This is a genomic window from Halomonas sp. E14 (assembly GCF_052568415.1).
Genome location: NZ_CP199423.1, coordinates 2,787,974 through 2,806,520, shown reverse-complemented (window position 1 = coordinate 2,806,520; position 18,547 = coordinate 2,787,974). Strand labels below are relative to the sequence as shown.

Here is an 18,547-nt window from a genome sequence, read left to right as displayed (position 1 = left end):
TGACTTTGACCGAAACAGAAGGAGTGAGCATGGACTGGAGTTCAAGCCTGCAAGGTTTGCTAGGCGGCGTGATGATCGGGCTGTCGGCCGTATGGCTGATGGCCACCCTTGGCCGCATTGCCGGTATCAGCGGCATCGTTGGCGGCCTGGTAACGGCCCTGCCCAAGGGCGACAGCGCCTGGCGCCTGGCCTTCGTGCTGGGCCTGGTCAGCGGCCCGCTGCTGTTGATGCTGCTGGGCGGGCAGCTTGGCAACGTGGCCGGCGAGCCCGGTGCGGTGGTGGGCCAGCCGGCGGGCGGCGTGCCCCTGATGCTGCTGGCCGGGCTGCTGGTCGGCGTGGGCACCGGCCTGGGCAGCGGCTGCACCAGCGGCCACGGCGTATGCGGCCTGGCCAGGCTCTCGCCGCGCTCGATGGTGGCCACGCTGACGTTCCTGGTGTGCGCCATCGTCACCGTCTATGTCGTACGGCACGTGCTGGGAGGTGGCGCATGAAAACCGTCATGGGGTATATCGCCGGGCTGCTGTTCGGCCTGGGGCTGGCGCTCGCCGGCATGACCGATCCCGCCCGGGTGCTCGGTTTCCTCGATCTCTTCGGTGCCTGGGATCCAACCCTGATGTTCGTGCTCGGCGGTGCCGTGGTGACCACCTTCATCGGCTATCGGCTGGTGTTCCGCCAGGAGCGGCCAATGTTCGGCGAAACCTTCCAGCTGCCCACCCGCCAGGACCTGGACGGCCGGCTGATCGGCGGCGCCGCGCTGTTCGGCATCGGCTGGGGGCTTTCCGGCTACTGCCCGGGGCCTGCCATCGCCTCGGTGGCGGGGCTTACCGCGCCGCTGCTGGCCATGCTGGTCACCATGGTGGCCGGCTGGTTCCTGGCCCGGGCAATTCCCGCTCGTTGATCCCGTCCCATCCATGACGCCTTGCCCTTAACCCCACCAGCCGCTTCGACTGGCTGATAGCCGCCCCGCCCGAGCCATCGCGCCCGGGCGGGGCGCTTCTCGTCAGGGCTGCTCGCCGCCCATGGCCTCGTGCAGGCGCTGGGAGTCGGGAATGCCCTGCAGCACCTCCACCCGCGTGCCGTCGCGATAGAAGGTGGTCGGGGTGGCGAGCAGGGCCAGGGCGTCGAACAGCTGGTTGTTGCGGTAGACCTGGTCCTCGATCTCGCGGGGCTGCGCCGAGGGGGCGATGCTCTCGCCCTCGCTGTGGTTGTGCAGCGCAGCGGCCGGGTCGTCGGCGCCAAGCAGCGCCGCCGCCTTGGCCGGGCTGTTTGGCTGCAGGATGCCGACCATGACATGGCGCAGCTGCACCTCGCCTGCCTCGACCCAGGGGCGGGCCATCTCCCAGAACCGCACGCAGTAGGGGCAGTTGGGGTCGGTGAAGGTGTAGAGGACCCGGGGCGCCGCCGGATCGCCGTCCTGGATCCAGTGGCTCTGCTCCAGGTCCTGCCATAGCTGCGCATCAAGGGGCGCGCGCACCAGCGTCTCGAGGGGGGCTTCCGAGAGGTCGTTGCCTTCGGCGTCGACCAGGGTGCCGACGATGGCATGCTCGCCGTCGGCGGTGAGGAAGAGCGTCATCTCGCTCCCCTGGTGGCTGGCCGCGTAGCCTTGCAGCCCCTCCGGCGCGTCGAATTCGCCATGGATCTGCAGGCCCTCGTCGACCAGGGCCTGGATCGGCGCGGGCCAGCTCTCGGCATGCGCGGAAATGGCCATGGGAAGCGTGATCGGCAGGGCGAGTGCCGCCAGCGTGGCGGCAAGCAGCGTGGGGCGTAGGGCCATGGAGTGTCCTCGTGGTGTGCGTGTACGTGAACCTGAACGAAGCGGCAGCGCCCGGCTTGCTGGCCGGCAGGGCCGTCAACCTGGCCGGAATCCTGGTGTGGCACGCTGTGGCGACATGACGCACCCTGGTGCGCCTGGCGGCCGTCATGGGTAAGCTTCTACAGGCCGGGCTGGGCACGACTTCTCGATGCTATCGCCTGGCCGACTGGCGCCACGTTACCACACAGGAACCCTGCATGATGAAGCCTCGTTCGCTGCTGGCCGCGCTCGGCCTTTCCCTGCTCTCGCTGCCCGTGCTGGCTGAGCCGCTGGCTATCGAGCAGGCCCAGGTACGCGCCGTTCCGCCGGGGGCCGAAGCCTCGGCGGCCTTCATGGTGCTGCACAACCCGGGCGACGCCGAGGTCCGGCTGGTGGAGGCAGCGTCGCCCGCCGCCGCGGCGCTGGAGTTGCACCACCATGTCGACGTGGACGGCGTCATGCAGATGCGCCGCATCGCCGACATCACGATCCCCCCCGGCGGTTCGGCCACGCTGGCTCCGGGCGGGCTGCACCTGATGCTGATCGGCCTGACGCAGCCCCTGGTGGAAGGGGAGCCGGTGGCTATCGAGCTGGTGTTCGAGGATGGCCGGCGCCAGGCGTTGGACGCCCCGGTGGCCCGTGTTTCCGTGCAGGCCGTGGACGACGCGGCCCACGCTCACCACGGCCACGCCCACTAATCGCCACCTCATAGCCGGCAGGGTAGGGCGCGAGAAGGGATGGCCGGGTCAGAACTGGGCGCATAGCGGGCGAGCAGGTACAATGCGGAACACTTGATAGCCGTAGCCCTGCGCGACGCATACGTCGCCCCGCTCAGCGTTCGGATCGAAACCATGCACTGCCCCTTCTGTGGCGCCCATGACACACGCGTGACCGACTCCCGCCTGGTGGCCGAAGGCGACCAGGTTCGCCGTCGCCGCCAGTGCACCGCCTGCGGCGAGCGCTTCACCACCTATGAAACCGCCGAGCTGGTGATGCCGCGGGTGGTCAAGGCCGACGGCTCGCGCGAATCCTTCAATGAGCAGAAGCTGCGTGCCGGCATGCTAAGGGCGCTGGAGAAGCGTCCCGTCAGCGCGGAGGCGATCGAGGCCGCCGTCGAGCGTATTCGCCAGCGGCTGCGCGCCAGCGGCGAGCGCGAGATCCAGGCGCGCGACATCGGCGAGGCCGTCATGGAGGCGCTCAAGCGCCTCGACCAGGTGGCCTTCATCCGCTTTGCCTCGGTGTACCGCCGCTTCCAGGATGTCGACGAGTTTCGCGCCGAGATCGACCGGCTCTCCCAGGAGCCCGGGTTCTCGTCGGGCCATGTCGACGAGCCGGAGCGCTGAGCCGCCCCCTTGCCCTGAACCCGCCTGACTCGCAGGATACGCCATGTCGACGCCGACACCCGCCGCCTGGATGGCCCGGGCGATAGCCCTGGCCCGCCGCGGCCTCTATACCACCCATCCCAACCCGCGGGTCGGCTGTGTGCTGGTCAAGCAGCGCCGCCTGGTGGGCGAAGGGTGGCATGAGCGCGCCGGCGAGCCTCATGCCGAGGTGCACGCCCTGCGCATGGCCGGCGAGGCGGCCCGGCTGGCCACTGCCTACGTCTCCCTGGAACCTTGCTCCCACCATGGCCGCACCGGCCCCTGCGCGGTGGCGCTGATCGATGCCGGCGTGAGCAAGGTAGTGGTGGCCATGCAGGACCCCAATCCGCAGGTCGCCGGTCGTGGCATCGCCATGCTGCGCGAGGCGGGCATCGAGGTTGAGGTGGGGCTGCTGGAAGAAGAGGCGCGAGCGCTGAACTCCGGCTTCATCTCGCGCATGACCCTGGGGCGCCCCTTCGTGCGGCTGAAGATGGCCATGAGCCTAGATGGCCGTACCGCCATGGAGTCGGGCGAGTCGCAGTGGATCACCGGCCCCCAGGCGCGCAGTGCGGTGCAGCGCCTGCGGGCGCGCGCAAGCGCAATCCTTACCGGGGTCGATTCGGTGATCTTCGACAATTCACGCCTGACCGTGCGGCCCGACCAGCTGGACCTGGCCGACGCGGAGGCCATTGCCAGCCGCCAGCCGCTGCGGGTGGTGGTCGATACGCACCTGCGCCTGCCCCAGGCTGCCGCCTGCCTGCGCGAACCGGGGCGCACCCTGGTGGCCACCGTCTCCGGCCATGACCCGCAGCGGCGTAGGCGGCTGGAGGCTGCCGGGGCCGAGGTGGTGGTCATGCCCAGCGATCAGGGCGGGCGCGTGGACCTGCATGCCTTGCTAGAGCACCTGGCGGAGCACGAGCAGGCCAACGAGGTGCTGCTGGAGACGGGCGCGACCCTGGCCGGGGCCATGCTGGACGCCGGTCTGGTCGACGAGATGCAGCTGTTCGTGGCGCCGACCCTGCTCGGCGGCGAGGCGCGCCCGCTGTTCGCCCTGCCGGGGCTGACGCGCATGGCCCAGCAGCGCCCGCTGGAGATACTCGACATTCGCGCCTTCGGACGCGACTGGCGGATCACGGCGCGGCCTGCAGGTCAGGCTGAATCGCCGAGGCGTTAGGAGGCTTCTCAACTGCGCCCGAAGCCACGCCAAGGTGCTCCCTACTGGCGCCCGAAGCCGCGCCAAGGTGCTCCCTACTGGCGCCCGAAGCCGCGCCAAGGTGCTCCCTACTGGCGCCCGAAGCCGCGCCAAGGTGCTCCCTACTGGCGCCCGAAGCCGCGCCAAGGTACCCTGACGCCCATTCGAGGCGGGGTGTCGACGTCAGCGCGCCTCACGGCGAGCCAGCATCGCCCATTCCCAAGCTGATCATTCGGAGTTTCCATGTATTCTTCCCGCGGGGGCCTGGCGCCCATCGAGGACCTGGTCGAGGATATTCGTCAGGGCAAGATGGTGATCCTCATGGACGATGAGGATCGTGAGAACGAGGGAGACATCATCATGGCCGCCGAGAAGGTCACGGCGGAGCACATCAACTTCATGGCACGCCATGCGCGTGGCCTGATTTGCATGCCCATGACCCGCGAGCGCTGCGAGCGGCTCAAGCTGCCGCTTATGGTCAGTGACAACGGCTCCGGCTTCGGCACCAAGTTCACGCTCTCCATCGAGGCGGCCGAAGGGGTGACCACCGGCATTTCCGCCGCCGATCGTGCTCGCACCGTCCAGGTGGCCGCCGCGCGCAACGCCCGCGCCGAGGACATCGTGCAGCCGGGCCACATCTTCCCGCTGATGGCCGAGCCGGGCGGCGTGCTGCGCCGGGCGGGCCACACCGAGGCGGCCTGCGACCTCGCCGCCCTGGCCGGCTGCGACCCCAGCGGCGTGATCTGCGAGATCATGAACGACGACGGCAGCATGGCCCGCCGGCCCGAGCTCGAGCGCTTCGCCGCCGAGCATGGCCTGAAGATGGGCACCATCGCTGACCTGATCCACTACCGCATCCACAACGAGCAGACCATCGAGCCGGTGGAGTCGACCCCGGTACACACGGCGGTGGGCGAGCTCACGCTGCATGTGTTCCGCGACAGGATACAGGGCGCCCACCACGTGGCGCTGGTCAAGGGTCAGCCTTCGCCGGAAGCCCTCACCACGGTGCGGGTGCACCTGGCCGACACCATGCGCGACCTGCTGGGGCTGCAGAAGGGTGCCAGCCGCAACTGGACCACCCACAGCGCCCTGGAAGAGGTGGCCCGTGCCGAGCACGGCGTGTTCGTGCTGCTCGACGATGGCCGCCCGCACCAGGATTTCCGCGACCAGCTCGAAGTCTTTCTCGAACGCCGCCGCCTGCCGCGCACCAGCGACTCCGACGGCGCCGGCAACTACCTGACGATCGGCACCGGTTCGCAGATCCTGCGTCACCTTGGCGTCGGTCGCATGCGGCTGCTCAGCTCGCCGTGGAAGTTCTCGGCCCTTTCCGGCTTCGATCTCGAGGTGGTGGAACTCATCTCGCCTGACGCCGCGTCGGCCAGCGAAGACGGCTAGGCGGCTCCGGCACGCCAGCGCAGGTCTCAACCGTTTCAGCAGGAAGAATCTCATGCATACCCTGTCTCAACTGGAAGGCAACTTCGTCGACGTCGATGGACGCTACGTGATCGTGGTGGGCCGCTTCAATCACCATGTGGTCGATAGCCTGGTGGAAGGCGCCGTGGACAGTCTGGTGCGTCACGGCGTGGACGCGACGAATATCGACATCGTTCACGTGCCGGGCGCCTGGGAGCTACCGCTGGCGGTGAAGCGCGCGCTGCAGGTGGCGCGCCCGGACGCGGTGATCGCCCTGGGTGCGGTGATTCGCGGCGGCACGCCGCATTTCGAATACGTGGCCGGCGGCTGCAACGCGGCGCTGGGCAACCTGCAGCTCGAGTTCGACACCCCCATCGCCAACGGCGTGCTGACGGTCAACTCTATCGAGCAGGCTATCGAGCGCTCCGGCACCAAGGCCGGCAACAAGGGCGCCGAAGCCGCCATGGCCGCCATGGAGATGGTGTCCTTGCTGCGCGGCTTCGCCGATGACAGCGGGGAAGAGGCATGAGCACATCGCGCCCGCAGCGCGCCCCTTCCGCCGGCCAGCAGGCGCGCCGCGCCGCGCGCGAGCTGGCCGTGCAGGGGCTCTATCAATGGCAGCTGACCGGCAAGTCGGTCACCTCCATCGAGGCTGAGTTCCGCAGCCAGGTGCCCGACGACGACCTGGAGGATCACGAGAACTGGGCCAAGGTGATGCAGATCGCCGACCTGGCCCTGTTCCACGAGCTGCTGCACAACGTGGTGCGCCTGCGCAGCGACCTCGATGCGGCCATCTCGCCGCTGCTCGACCGTCGCCTCCAGGATCTCGATCCCATCGAACTGGCCATCCTGCGCCTGGGCACCTACGAGCTGTCGCGCCGCATGGAGGTGCCCTATCGCGTGGTGATCAATGAAGGGGTCGAGCTGGCCAAGTCCTTCGGCGCCACCGATGGCCACAAGTACGTCAATGGCATCCTCGACAAGCTGGCCACCCGGCTGCGCAGCGCCGAGGTGAGCGCCCGGCGTCGCTGAGGAAGCCGCCCAGTGGCCGCCGGGGAGTTCGACCTGATCGCACGCTACCTCACGCCTGCCCCACCGTCCGCGGCGGCGGGCGTGGCGCTAGGCGTGGGCGACGACTGTGCGCTGCTGGCCCCGCAGCCGGGGCAGCAGCTGGCGACCAGCGTCGATACCTCGGTGGCCGGCGTGCATTTTCCCGCCGAAGCGCCGCCCGCGGCCATCGGGCATCGTGCCCTGGCGGTCAGCCTGAGCGACCTGGCGGCGATGGGCGCCACAGCCCGCTGGTGCCTGATGGCGCTGACCCTCGAGGCACCCGACGAAGCCTGGGTGGCGGCGTTCTCCGAAGGTTTCCACGCCCTGTGCGACGCCACCGGTACCGCGCTGGTGGGGGGCGATGTGACCCGCGGCGAGCTGGCCGTGGGCGTGACCGTGCTGGGCGAAGTGCCGGCCGTGGGTGCGCTGACCCGTGGTGGCGCACGTCCCGGCGAGGTGCTGGCGGTGACCGGCGCGCTGGGGGGCGGCGCCGGCGGCCTGGCCCTGTGGCAGCGCGGCGAGCGTGATCTTGCCCATCCGCTGCTGCGCCGCTACCTGCTGCCCCAGCCGCGGCTGGCGGCTGGCCAGGCGCTGGTGGGCTTGGCCTCGGCGGCCATCGACGTTTCCGACGGCCTGCTGGCCGACCTTGGCCACGTACTGGTGGCCTCCGGCGTGGGCGCCACGCTGGACGAGGCGGCGTTGCCCGCAGCCGAGGGGCTCGGCGAGGCGCTGGGTGAGGCGGCAGCGCGACGTGCGGTACTGGCCGGCGGCGACGACTATGAGCTGCTGGTGAGCCTGCCGCAGGCGTACCTCGCCAGCGCCACTCAGGCCCTGGCGGCGCTGGGGCTGAGCCTGACGCCGATCGGCCGGGTCACCGCCGAGCCGGGGCTGCGCGGGGTCGCGGCGCCTGGCCTGGGCGGCTGGCAGCACTTCGGAGAGGCCCCATGAATCGTGCCCCCCAGAGCGTCTGGCGACGCCCGGTTCACTTCTTCGCCTTCGGGCTCGGCAGCGGTGCCGTGCCCTGGGCGCCGGGTACCTTCGGGACCCTGGCGGCCATTCCCTTCTTCTGGCTGATCTCCGAACTGCCGCTCACCTGGTACCTCGGCCTGGTGGCGGTCTCCTTCGTGGTTGGCGTCTGGCTGTGCGACAAGACTTCCCGCGACCTGGGCGTGCACGACCATTCCGGCATCGTGTGGGACGAATTCGTCGGCTACTGGATCACCATGTCGGCGGTGCCGTTCTCGTGGGAAGCGGCGCTGTGGGGATTCGTGCTCTTTCGCATCTTCGATGTCGTCAAGCCCTGGCCGATTCGCTGGGCGGATCGGCGCGTGGCGGGCGGCTTCGGCATCATGATCGACGATGTGCTGGCGGGCATCTATGCCTGGAGCACCATGCACCTGTGGCTCTGGCTGCATTAGGGTATAAGGGGTGGCCGGCGGTTAACTTCTAGGAGGCCGAGCAATGCGCAAGGAACGTCTCATCGTCCCGCTGCTGGCGGTCGTGCTCTTGCTCTGGCTGATCGGCCAGGCCATCTCTAGCTGGGTTTTCGAACGTGAGATGCGGCGCCTGCTCAGCGACCTCGATGCACGCGGGGAGTTTGGCGTGCTGCGCTCGGAGGTGGAGCAGGGGTGGTGGACCTCCAGCGGGTTGATCCACCTGGCGCCGCTGCTGGGCGAGCTCTGGCACCTCGAGCTGAGCTACCGGGCCAGCCACGGCGTGCTCAGCACCCACCTGGACGGCGAGGCGGTGGTGCGCCATGGCCCCGACGGCGTGCGCCTGTTCGGCGACTCGCTGCCCACCACGCCGCCGCTGTGGGAAGCCAGCTACCGCACCCTGAGCGGCACCCTGGAGGGTGGCCTGCAACTCGCGCCGCTGCGCATCACCCAGCAGGAGCGCGAGCTCGTGTTCGCCGGCGGACGGCTGCGCTTCAGCGGTGAGCAGGGCAACTGGCGGCTGCGCGCCCAGCTCGACGGTTGGCGGCTCTCCGATGGCGTGGCCCAGCTCGAGATCGGCCCTGCCACGCTCAACAGCCACTACGCCTACACCGAAGGTGCCTACTCGTTCACCCAGGAGGACTTCCTCCAGCTCGCCTCGCTGACCTGGCAGCAGCCCCAACTGCGGCTCGATGCCAGCAACCTGCAGCTGGCCAACCGCATCGTGCTCGACGACCGCGAGCTGCGGATGCGCCTGGACCTCGATCTCGGCGAGGTGCATACCGCTGAGCAGGTGCTGTTGACCGGCCAGCTGAGCGCCGAGCTGTCGCGCCTCAACGCCGACGCGCTCCGCGCCACCATGAAGCGGCTGCGTGAGCTGGCGGCGAGCGGCCACCATGAGGTCGGGCGAGATGACCTGCTGGCGGACCTCGAACCGCAGCTGCTGCAAGTGCTGCAGGACTCGCCGCGCCTCGACCTGTCACGGCTGGAGCTGGAGAGCCCGATGATGGGGCTAGCGGCCCGCCTCGACGGCGCGCTGTTCCTCGACGCGCGCCGGCTCGACGAGCTGAGCCTGCTGGCGCTGGATGACCCGGACATGCAGCAGCGCTGGCGGCGCCGCCTCGACGGCGACTTTACCTGGCACGAGCTGCCCACCGTGGCGGCGCTGTGGCTCGGCCTGCCGCTGGATACTCGTACCCTGGAGATCGACATCGGCCGCGGCCAGGTGCGCGTCAACAGCCGCCCGCTGCCGCCGCTCTGGCGCCATTGAGCGACCCCGCCTATCGCCCGGCTGTCACCGCGTGGGACTTCGTGCAGGGCTGCATGCAGGGCTACATGGCAGGCCTCACGACAGGCTGCAGGCCCACGCGGGCGTGGGGCGCTCGGGCAGGTGGCCTTCTCTTGCGGCCTTTCGGCCGGCCTCGATGACTTGAAGTCGGGCCCCTTCGCCCGCATTCCCTGTGCCATGAGCATCGGCTTCCATTGCGTCAGCACGAGGACTTCATGAGCGATCACGAGCAGGACGAGCGCAACGCACCCCAGGCGAGAGGAGACGCGGATGACAGCCTGCGCTCCGACGGTGAGATCGAGGAGCTGGCCCATGCCGTGGTGCCGGCCAGCGAGTATCTGCCCGAGCGTATCTATCTGTTGCCCATCCACAATCGCCCGTTCTTCCCGGCCCAGGTCCAGCCGCTGGTGATCAACCGCGAGCGCTGGGAGGAGACCATGCGCCGCGTCGGCAACACGCCGCACCACACGCTGGGGGTGGCGTTCGTCGGTGATACCGCGGTGGACGAGCTGGGCCACGACCACTTTCCCGAGATCGGCACGGCGGTGAAGGTGCACAAGCTGCACGGCGAGGAGGGGCAGCTGCAGTTCATCGCCCAGGGCCTGCGCCGCTTCCGCATCCAGCGCTGGCTGTCGAAGAAGCCGCCCTACCTGGTCGAGGTCAGCTACCCCCGCGAGCCGGTCAAGGCCGACGAGGATGAGACCCGTGCCTACGCCATGGCGATCATCAACGGCATCAAGGAGCTGCTGCCGATCAACCCGCTGTACGGCGAGGAGCTCAAGCACTACCTCAACCGCTTCAGCCCCCACGAGCCGGGGCCGCTGACCGACTTCGCCGCCGCCATCACCTCGGCCAAGGGCCGCGAGCTGCAGACCGTGCTCGAGACCCTGCCGGTGCAGACGCGCATGGAGAAGGTGCTGCCGCTGCTGCGCAAGGAGATCGACGTCGCTCAGCTGCAGAGCGAGATCAGCGAGCAGGTCAACGCCCAGATGCAGGAGCGCCAGCGCGAGTTCTTCCTGCGCGAGCAGCTCAAGGTGATCCAGCGCGAGCTGGGCATCTCCAAGGACGACCGCGAGAACGACGTCGACACCTTCCGCGACCGTCTCGAGGGCCTCGTCGTGCCGCCCAAGGTGCTGACCCGCATCGAGGAGGAGCTCGACAAGCTCTCGGTGCTGGAGACCGGCTCGCCGGAATACGGCACCACGCGCAACTACCTCGACTGGCTCACCTCGATGCCGTGGGGCGTACGCAGCCAGGACCAGCTCGACCTGGCGCATGCGCGCACGGTGCTCGACCGCGACCACGACGGCCTCAAGGACGTCAAGGAGCGCATCATCGAGTTCCTCGCCGAAGGCACCTTCAAGGGCGATGTGGGCGGCTCGATCCTGCTGCTGGTCGGCCCGCCCGGGGTGGGCAAGACCTCCGTCGGGCGCTCTATTGCCGAGGCGCTGGGGCGGGAGTTCTATCGCTTCTCGGTGGGTGGCATGCGCGACGAGGCCGAGATCAAGGGCCACCGGCGCACCTACGTCGGCGCCATGCCCGGCAAGCTGGTGCAGGCGCTCAAGGAGGTCGAGGTCGAGAACCCGGTGATCATGCTCGACGAGATCGACAAGCTGGGCAAGTCGTTCCAGGGCGACCCCGCCTCGGCCCTGCTCGAGGTGCTCGACCCTGAGCAGAACGTCGACTTCCTCGATCACTACCTCGACGTGCGCCTGGATCTCTCCAAGGTGCTGTTCGTGTGCACCGCCAACACCCTCGACTCGATCCCGGGGCCGCTGCTCGACCGCATGGAGCAGATTCGCCTGTCGGGGTATATCGCCGAGGAGAAGGTGGCGATCGCCAAGAATCATCTCTGGCCCAAGCTGCTCGAACGCGACAGGATCCCGCGGCGGCGCATCAACCTCACCGAGGCGGCGCTGCGTCAGGTGATCGAGGGCTACGCCCGCGAGGCCGGGGTGCGCCAGCTCGAGAAGCAGCTCCACAGCATTGTGCGCAAGGCGGCGGTGAAGCTGCTGGAAGGTGGCCAGGAGTCGGTGCGCATCTCGGTCAAGAATCTGGAGGAGTACCTCGGGGCACCGCTGTTCCGCCAGGAGCAGGTGCTCAAGGGAGAGGGGGTGGTCACCGGACTGGCCTGGACCTCGATGGGTGGCGCCACGCTGCCGGTGGAGGCTGGCAAGGTGCACTCGTTGACTCGCGGCTTCAAGCTCACCGGCAAGCTCGGCGAGGTGATGCAGGAGTCGGCCAACATCGCCTACAGCTACACGCTGGGGCATCTGGCCGAGTACGGTGCCGATGCCGACTTCTTCGATTCGGCCTTCGTGCACCTGCACGTGCCGGAAGGCGCCACGCCCAAGGACGGCCCCTCGGCCGGGGTGACCATGACCACGGCGCTGCTGTCGCTGGCCCGCCACCAGGCCATCGACCGGCCGCTGGCGATGACCGGCGAGCTGACCCTCACCGGGCAGGTGCTGCCGGTGGGCGGCATTCGCGAGAAGATCATCGCCGCCCGGCGCAGCAAGATCTTCGAAGTGATCCTGCCCGAGGCCAACCGCCGCGACTACGACGAGCTGCCCGACTTCCTCAAGGAGGGCTTCACCGTGCACTTCGCCAAGCGTTACAAGGACGTAGCCAGGGTGGCATTCGCCATCTGACGATGGCGGCGGCGGCGCTACAGGGACACGTTGGCGCCGCCGTCGACCACCAGCGTTTCGCCGCTGATGAAGGTGTTGTCGGCCGAGGCCAGGAAGGCGACCGTGCGCGCCACTTCGTCGGCGCTGGCCACCCGGCCGAGCGGGGTAGCCGCCTGCCAGCGCCTGCGTGACTCGGACTCGGCGTCCTGCATCCCGGCGCTGACCGGGCCCGGCGCCACGGCGTTGACCAGGATGCCGTGGGGGCCGAGTTCCACCGCCAGCGCCCGGGCAAGCGACAGCATGGCGCCTTTGCACATGGCGTAGGCCGAGCGCTCGGCGGTGGTGCGCAGGCCATGGGCCGAGGCGACGATCACGATGCGTCCACCGCCGTCGGCGATCATCTGGCGGGCGGCGGCCTGCAGCGCGATGTAGGCGCCGCTGATGTTCACCGCCAGCATTTCCCCAAGGCTTGCGACGCTGACGTCGACGAAGCGCCCCCGTTGAATCACTCCAGCTGCGTTGATGCAGACGGCAAGCCCCGTACCTGCCGCCTCGATGGTGGCGAAGGCGTGGGCGATACTGTCGGGGTTGGCGAGGTCGCAGGACAGGAAGGTGCAGCGCCGGGGCCAGGCGGCCACCAGCGTGCTTGCCGTTTCCCGCTGAGCTTCCCGGTCCAGCAGATAGACGTGATCTCCCGACTGCAGCAGGGTAGTAGCGATGGCGCTGCCGATGCCTCCGGCACCGCCGAGCACGGCCGTGGTACGCATGAGGTGTCCGATTTTCCCTTCAGCCCAAAAACCTGCATTATATCGACGTTTCCTCATAACAACGTCATTCCGACCACAACAACGAGATCGCAACGCGATTCTGGACACTCAAGGGAGTCTTCACATGACGATTCGCAAGCCCACCTTCACCCGCACGCTGCTGGCTTCGGCCACCGCCGTACTGCTGGGCGCCGCCGCGCTTTCCGCCCAGGCCGAGACTCGGGTCACCTACAAGTCGGCTTCGGCAGGCACCGCCTACTACCAGATGGGGGTCGAACTCTCCGAGGCCATGCGCAGGGGCACCCAGGGCGAGATTGTCATCACCCTGGAGGAGAGCCAAGGCTCGGTGCAGAACGTCATGGAAGTGATGGCGCGCCAGGGCAACTATGTGTTCACCACGCCGCCGGGGCTGGTCGAACAGGCCATGGCCGGCGAGGGGCCCTTCGCCGAGCGGCAGAATCCGCGCTTCCAGGAGATTCGCGGCTTGTTCCCGATTCCCTCCATCACCATGCACTTCGTGGTGGCCGGTGGCGATGGCGTCATCGGCCTCGAGGATCTCGAAGGCAAGCACATCCTGATCGGGCGGGGGACCTTCGGCGCCCGTGAGGCGGAGCGCTACCTGGAACTGTTCGAGCTGCTGGACAGGGTCCGCGTGGCCAACGCCGAGATCGGCAGCGGCCCTGATGCGTTGAAGAACGGCCAGATCGATGCCTTTGTCACGGCCAGCTCCTTCCCCACGCCCAACGTGATCGAAACCGCCGCCAGCATGGCGATCAGCCTGGTCAGCCTCACCGACGAGCAGATCGAGCAGACCGGCGCGGCGCGACAGACCATTCCGGCCGGCACCTATCCCGGCGTTGAGCAGGATGTCGAGACCACCTCGCTGCCGGTTATCGCCTACACCACGACCGGCATGGACGAGGAGACCGCCTACACCCTGACCAAGACCTTCTGGGAGCGGCGCGACGCCATGGCGGATGAGACCGCCTGGTGGGGCGGCATCACCCACGACATGATCGGCCAGATCGCCGGCACCCTGCATCCCGGTGCCGTGCGCTACTACGACGAAGCCGGCATCGAGATTCCCGACGAGCTGCGTTAACCCACGTCCGTAGTGCGGGGCCAGGGAAGGCCCCGCCGCGGTCGCAAGGCATCCCCATTTTCATGCTATCGACACTCGCTTCTTCAACGACAGCCGGCGGCGCCGAGGGCGTACCTCGCCTGCACCCCGCCTGGGTGGTGCTCGGCGCCGTCACGGTCTGCTTTCATCTCGGGCTGATCTTCTACGGCCTGACCCCGGCGCTGGTCAGCCGGCCCATTCACCTGGCGCTGGCGCTGCCGTGGATACTCATCCTGGCCGCCCGCACCCCCTTCGAGCGCTGGAGCGGCTGGCTGCTGACGGTGCTCGGCATCGCCGCCTGCGGTTACATCGCCTTCAACGAGGAGGCGCTGGCCAACCAGTACGGCTTCATCGACAACAATTTTCAGATGGCGCTGGGGGTCTTCCTGATCGTGCTGACCCTGGAGACCGCGCGGCGTGCCATCGGCTGGCCGCTGCCGCTGGTGGCGGTGGCGGCGCTGGCCTACGCGGTGTTCGGCGAGCACATCCCCGGCCAGTTCGGGCATCCGGGGCTGCCGATGCAGAGTTTCGTCGGCACCTTGACCATCGCCGAGAGCGGCCTGTGGGGCTCGCTCACCGGGGTCAGCGTCGGCGTGGTGGCGATCTTCGTCATCTTCGGTGCGGTGCTCAACGCCGGCGAGGCGGGGCGCGGCTTCATGAACATGGCCAGCGCCTGCGCCGGACGCCTGACCGGCGGCGCGGCCAAGGTCTCGGTGATCTCCTCGGCGCTGATGGGCTCCATCTCCGGCTCCGCCTCGGCCAACGTGGCTTCCACCGGCGCCATCACCATTCCCTCCATGGTGCGCCTGGGCTATCCGCGCACCCTGGCCGGCGGCGTCGAGGCGGTGGCCTCTTCGGGCGGACAGATCATGCCGCCATTGATGGGGGCGGGCGCCTTCGTCATGGTGGAGCTCACCGGCACGCCCTACACCCAGATCATGGCGGCGGCGCTGCTGCCGGCGATCCTCTACTTCGCTACCGTGTGGATGGGCATCAACGCCTACGCCACTCGCCACGACCTGCGCCCCATGGCGGCGGAGGACCGCGCCAGCGGCAAGGAGGTGGCGATCACTTCGCTGTTCTTCGCCGTGCCCTTCGTGCTGCTGCTCGAGCGCATCTTCCTCGGCGGCTACACGCCCCAGTACGCCGCCAGCATCGCCATCTTTGCCGGCATGCTGCTGCTGTTCTTCGACGTGACGCTCACCTTCTCCCTGCGCGGCTTCGCCTCGCGGATGGCCGAGGCCATGGTCACCGCCGGGCGTCAGGTAGCGGTGATCGGCGCCATCATTATCTGCGCTTCGCTGGTGATCGGGGTGCTCTCGCTGACGGGGCTAGGGGTCAAGATCACCTCCGGCATCCTGTCGCTCTCCAACGAGATGCTGTGGCCGGCGCTGCTGCTCACGGCCCTGGCCTGCCTGGTGCTGGGCATGGAGGTGCCGACCACGGCGGCCTACGTGATCTGCGTCTCGGTGGCGGGGCCCGCGCTCACCGCGCTGGGCCTCGAGCCGCTGCTGGCCCACCTGTTCGTGTTCTGGTTCGCGCTGCTCTCGACCATCACGCCGCCGGTGTGCGGCGGGGTGTTCATCGCCGCCGGCATGGTCGGGGAGAACTGGCTCAAGGTGGCGCTGAAGGCCATGGCGCTGGGCATCGGGCTCTATATCATCCCGCTGGCCATGGTCGCCAATCCCGATGTGATTCGTCTGGCCTTCGACCCGTTCGGCGCCATCTTCGATGCGGTGAAGATCGCGCTGGGCCTGATGGCGATTTCCTACGGCGTGATTGCACGGCGCGCGGCCTGGCTGAGGGTGGTGCTGATGATTGTCGGGGCGCTGGTGATCTTCGCCTTTTGAGCCGCTGAACTATTGAATCACTGGCCTTGCATCACTGGCCTTGCATCACTGGCCTTGAGTCACTGATCTTGAGTCGATGCCTGAGGAGTCACGTCATGATTATTGCCACGCTGGGGCCCGAGGGAAACAACCATGTGCTGGTGCTGGGCCGCTACCTCGAAGCTCGCGGCCTGGCCGACGCCGAGATGAAGTTCTACGACGATTTCCCGACGGCCTTCGCGGCGCTGGTGGCGGGCGAGGTGGACCGGGTACTGCAGTGCACGGCCCACTTCAGCCACGCCGACTGTGTAGGGCGATACATGCACCGCGCCTTTCCGGTGGATGTCTTCGTCGCCGGCAGCCACCCGCTGGTGCTGCTGGCGCAACGCGACCTCGCCACGCCGCGCCAGGTGGCGCGTCAGCCGGCCACCCGCTACTACACCGATCTCTCGGGCTTCGCCGAGGAGATCGACGCGCCCACCACCGTGGCGGTGGCCGAGGGGTTGCTGGAAGGGCGCTTCGAGGCGGGCATCTGTGCCCGCCAGACCCTGGAAGCCCACCCGGACCAGCTGCGCCTGGTCGAGGAGCTGGGGCCGGCGCTGGATGTCTGGGTGCTCTACGGCACCGAGCCGCTTTCGGACGCTCATCCCCTCGTGGTCTAGCCGCTTCGGCGCGTGCATGACAGAATCGGGGCAGACTCGATACCTAGACCGTCGCCCATGGGTGGCAAAGACGGCGTGAACCATATAGCGCAATGCGCACGAAGAGGACACCATGCCCCAATATCGCTCCCGTACCACTACCGCCGGTCGCAACATGGCCGGCGCCCGCGCCCTGTGGCGCGCCACCGGCATGAAGGACGAAGACTTCCACAAACCGATTATCGCCGTGGCCAACTCCTTCACTCAGTTCGTGCCCGGGCACGTGCACCTCAAGGACATGGGCCAGCTGGTGGCGCGGGAGATCGAGAAGGCCGGCGGGGTGGCCAAGGAGTTCAATACCATCGCCGTGGACGACGGCATCGCCATGGGCCACGACGGCATGCTCTATTCGCTGCCGAGCCGCGACCTCATCGCCGACAGCGTCGAGTACATGGTCAACGCCCACTGCGCCGATGCCCTGGTATGCATCTCCAACTGCGACAAGATCACCCCGGGGATGCTCAACGCCGCCATGCGCCTCAACATTCCGGTGATCTTCGTCTCCGGCGGCCCCATGGAGGCCGGCAAGACCAAGCTGCTCGATCATGGCCTCGACCTGGTCGACGCCATCGTCATGGCCACCGACGACTCGGTGGACGACGAGACCCTGGCCGAGGTCGAGCGCAGCGCCTGCCCCACCTGCGGCAGCTGCTCCGGCATGTTCACCGCCAACTCGATGAACTGCCTGATGGAAGCGCTGGGCCTGGCGCTGCCGGGCAACGGCACGGTGCTGGCCACTCACGCCGACCGTCGCCGCCTGTTCGAGACCGCCGGTCACCGCATCGTCGAGCTGGCCAAGCGCTACTACGAGGGCGACGAGGTGCACCTGCTGCCGCGCGCCATCGGCTCCAAGGCGGCGTTCAAGAACGCCATGACCCTGGATATCGCCATGGGTGGCTCCACCAACACCATCCTGCACCTGCTGGCCGCCGCCCAGGAGGCCGAGGTCGACTTCACCATGGCCGACATCGACCGGCTGTCGCGTGAGGTGCCGCAGCTGTGCAAGGTGGCGCCCAATACCCAGAAGTACCACATCGAGGACGTGCACCGTGCCGGCGGCATCATGGCGATCCTCGGCGAGCTGGACCGTGCCGGGGTGCTCGATACCCGTGTGCCCACCGTCTACGGCGACAGCCTCAAGCAGGCGCTGGACGAGTGGGACATCATGCGCAGCCCCACTCCCGAGGTGGTGGAGTTCTACCGTGCCGGCCCCGGCGGCGTGCCGACCCAGGTGGCCTTCTCCCAGAGCGCGCGCTGGCCGACCCTCGACGGCGACCGGGCCAACGGCTGTATCCGCGACCTCGACCATGCCTTCTCGAAGGAGGGTGGTCTCGCGGTGCTCTACGGCAACATCGCCGTGGACGGCTGCGTGGTGAAGACCGCGGGCGTCGACGACTCCATTCTTGTGTTCGAAGGGCCGGCCCACGTGGTCGAGTCCCAGGACCAGGCGGTGGAGCACATCCTGGCCGGCCAGGTGAAGGAGGGCGAGGTCGTCGTCATCCGCTACGAGGGGCCGAAGGGCGGGCCGGGCATGCAGGAGATGCTCTATCCCACTTCGTACCTGAAGTCGAAGGGGCTGGGCAAGGCGTGTGCGCTGCTCACCGACGGTCGCTTCTCCGGCGGCACCTCGGGGCTCTCCATCGGGCATGTCTCGCCGGAGGCGGCGGCGGGCGGTGCCATCGGCCTGGTGCGCTCGGGCGACATCATCCGTATCGACATCCCCAAGCGCAGCATCGACGTGGCGCTCTCCGACGAGGCGCTGGCGGCGCGGCGTGCCGAGGAAGAGGCGCGCGGCAGCGAGGCCTGGAAGCCGCGCATCGAGCGCGTGCGCAAGGTCTCGGCGGCGCTCAAGGCCTATGCGCTGCTGGCCACCTCCGCCGACAAGGGCGCAGTGCGCGACCTGTCGAAGCTCGACTGAGGTCTTCCGTTATGCGTACGAAACCGGCCGCTGGCCGGTTTCGTGCGTTC

The 18,547-nt window shown here is 68.5% G+C and carries 18 protein-coding genes; 16 read left to right on the top strand and 2 right to left on the bottom strand.

All coding sequences use genetic code 11. The annotated features are described in order from the left end of the window. Window positions 1-29 precede the first annotated feature (29 nt). Together ACT7B3_RS13110 and ACT7B3_RS13105 are read left to right on the top strand one after the other, a co-directional pair. Window positions 30-491: a YeeE/YedE family protein gene (locus ACT7B3_RS13110; protein WP_444677056.1), complete on the top strand. Its 462-nt coding sequence runs from the start codon at window positions 30-32 to the stop codon at window positions 489-491. Further along, on the top strand, window positions 488-898 hold the full coding sequence (locus ACT7B3_RS13105; protein WP_444677057.1) for a DUF6691 family protein: 411 nt from the start codon (window positions 488-490) through the stop codon (window positions 896-898). The genes ACT7B3_RS13110 and ACT7B3_RS13105 overlap by 4 nt, the downstream gene beginning before the upstream one ends. Window positions 899-1,000: 102 nt before the next feature. Here ACT7B3_RS13105 and dsbG read toward each other — a convergent pair whose 3' ends face one another. After that, complete coding sequence (dsbG, locus tag ACT7B3_RS13100; RefSeq protein WP_445158230.1) at window positions 1,001-1,774, bottom strand: thiol:disulfide interchange protein DsbG; 774 nt, start codon at window positions 1,772-1,774, stop codon at window positions 1,001-1,003. A 236-nt stretch (window positions 1,775-2,010) separates the two neighbouring features. Here dsbG and ACT7B3_RS13095 point away from each other — a divergent pair, with 236 nt between their 5' ends. The 10 genes from ACT7B3_RS13095 to lon all read left to right on the top strand — a co-directional run bounded on the left by ACT7B3_RS13095 (window position 2,011) and on the right by lon (window position 12,183). Beyond that, the gene (locus ACT7B3_RS13095; protein ID WP_445158229.1) at window positions 2,011-2,490 is read left to right on the top strand and encodes a copper chaperone PCu(A)C; all 480 of its coding nucleotides are present in this window, start codon (window positions 2,011-2,013) and stop codon (window positions 2,488-2,490) included. Between the two features lie 153 nt (window positions 2,491-2,643). Beyond that, on the top strand, window positions 2,644-3,135 hold the full coding sequence (gene nrdR, locus ACT7B3_RS13090) for a transcriptional regulator NrdR (protein WP_444679294.1): 492 nt from the start codon (window positions 2,644-2,646) through the stop codon (window positions 3,133-3,135). 43 nt (window positions 3,136-3,178) lie between these two features. After that, window positions 3,179-4,327 carry a bifunctional diaminohydroxyphosphoribosylaminopyrimidine deaminase/5-amino-6-(5-phosphoribosylamino)uracil reductase RibD gene (ribD, locus tag ACT7B3_RS13085; RefSeq protein WP_445158228.1) on the top strand — a complete coding sequence of 383 codons (1,149 nt, stop codon included), beginning with the start codon at window positions 3,179-3,181 and terminating at the stop codon, window positions 4,325-4,327. Between the two features lie 261 nt (window positions 4,328-4,588). Beyond that, window positions 4,589-5,743 (top strand): bifunctional 3,4-dihydroxy-2-butanone-4-phosphate synthase/GTP cyclohydrolase II, encoded by a 1,155-nt coding sequence (gene ribBA / locus ACT7B3_RS13080; protein ID WP_445158227.1) that lies wholly within the window; start codon window positions 4,589-4,591, stop codon window positions 5,741-5,743. A 52-nt stretch (window positions 5,744-5,795) separates the two neighbouring features. After that, complete coding sequence (gene ribH / locus ACT7B3_RS13075; protein WP_445158226.1) at window positions 5,796-6,290, top strand: 6,7-dimethyl-8-ribityllumazine synthase; 495 nt, start codon at window positions 5,796-5,798, stop codon at window positions 6,288-6,290. After that, entirely contained in the window at window positions 6,287-6,793 is a 507-nt protein-coding gene (nusB, locus tag ACT7B3_RS13070; RefSeq protein ID WP_445158225.1) for a transcription antitermination factor NusB, read from the top strand. The genes ribH and nusB overlap by 4 nt, the downstream gene beginning before the upstream one ends. A gap of 12 nt (window positions 6,794-6,805) precedes the next feature. Beyond that, entirely contained in the window at window positions 6,806-7,759 is a 954-nt protein-coding gene (thiL, locus tag ACT7B3_RS13065; protein WP_445158224.1) for a thiamine-phosphate kinase, read from the top strand. After that, window positions 7,756-8,229: a phosphatidylglycerophosphatase A family protein gene (locus ACT7B3_RS13060; RefSeq protein ID WP_445158223.1), complete on the top strand. Its 474-nt coding sequence runs from the start codon at window positions 7,756-7,758 to the stop codon at window positions 8,227-8,229. The genes thiL and ACT7B3_RS13060 overlap by 4 nt, the downstream gene beginning before the upstream one ends. A gap of 43 nt (window positions 8,230-8,272) precedes the next feature. Next, window positions 8,273-9,514, top strand: coding sequence for a DUF945 family protein (locus tag ACT7B3_RS13055; RefSeq protein ID WP_444677064.1), 1,242 nt, complete (start codon window positions 8,273-8,275; stop codon window positions 9,512-9,514). 233 nt (window positions 9,515-9,747) lie between these two features. After that, entirely contained in the window at window positions 9,748-12,183 is a 2,436-nt protein-coding gene (gene lon / locus ACT7B3_RS13050; RefSeq protein WP_445158222.1) for an endopeptidase La, read from the top strand. 17 nt (window positions 12,184-12,200) lie between these two features. On the opposite strand, the gene ACT7B3_RS13045 is transcribed toward lon, so the two are convergent. Continuing rightward, window positions 12,201-12,929: an SDR family NAD(P)-dependent oxidoreductase gene (locus ACT7B3_RS13045; RefSeq protein ID WP_445158221.1), complete on the bottom strand. Its 729-nt coding sequence runs from the start codon at window positions 12,927-12,929 to the stop codon at window positions 12,201-12,203. Between the two features lie 124 nt (window positions 12,930-13,053). Between ACT7B3_RS13045 and ACT7B3_RS13040 the strand changes: the two genes are divergently transcribed. From ACT7B3_RS13040 to ilvD, 4 genes are all read left to right on the top strand, one after another. Beyond that, complete coding sequence (locus ACT7B3_RS13040) at window positions 13,054-14,031, top strand: TAXI family TRAP transporter solute-binding subunit (protein WP_444677066.1); 978 nt, start codon at window positions 13,054-13,056, stop codon at window positions 14,029-14,031. Window positions 14,032-14,093: 62 nt separating this feature from the next. After that, window positions 14,094-15,899 carry a TRAP transporter permease gene (locus ACT7B3_RS13035; protein WP_445158220.1) on the top strand — a complete coding sequence of 602 codons (1,806 nt, stop codon included), beginning with the start codon at window positions 14,094-14,096 and terminating at the stop codon, window positions 15,897-15,899. Window positions 15,900-15,994: 95 nt separating this feature from the next. Further along, the gene (locus tag ACT7B3_RS13030; RefSeq protein ID WP_445158219.1) at window positions 15,995-16,540 is read left to right on the top strand and encodes a hypothetical protein; all 546 of its coding nucleotides are present in this window, start codon (window positions 15,995-15,997) and stop codon (window positions 16,538-16,540) included. Between the two features lie 112 nt (window positions 16,541-16,652). Next, complete coding sequence (ilvD, locus tag ACT7B3_RS13025) at window positions 16,653-18,497, top strand: dihydroxy-acid dehydratase (protein WP_445158218.1); 1,845 nt, start codon at window positions 16,653-16,655, stop codon at window positions 18,495-18,497. The last annotated feature ends 50 nt before the right edge of the window (window positions 18,498-18,547 follow it).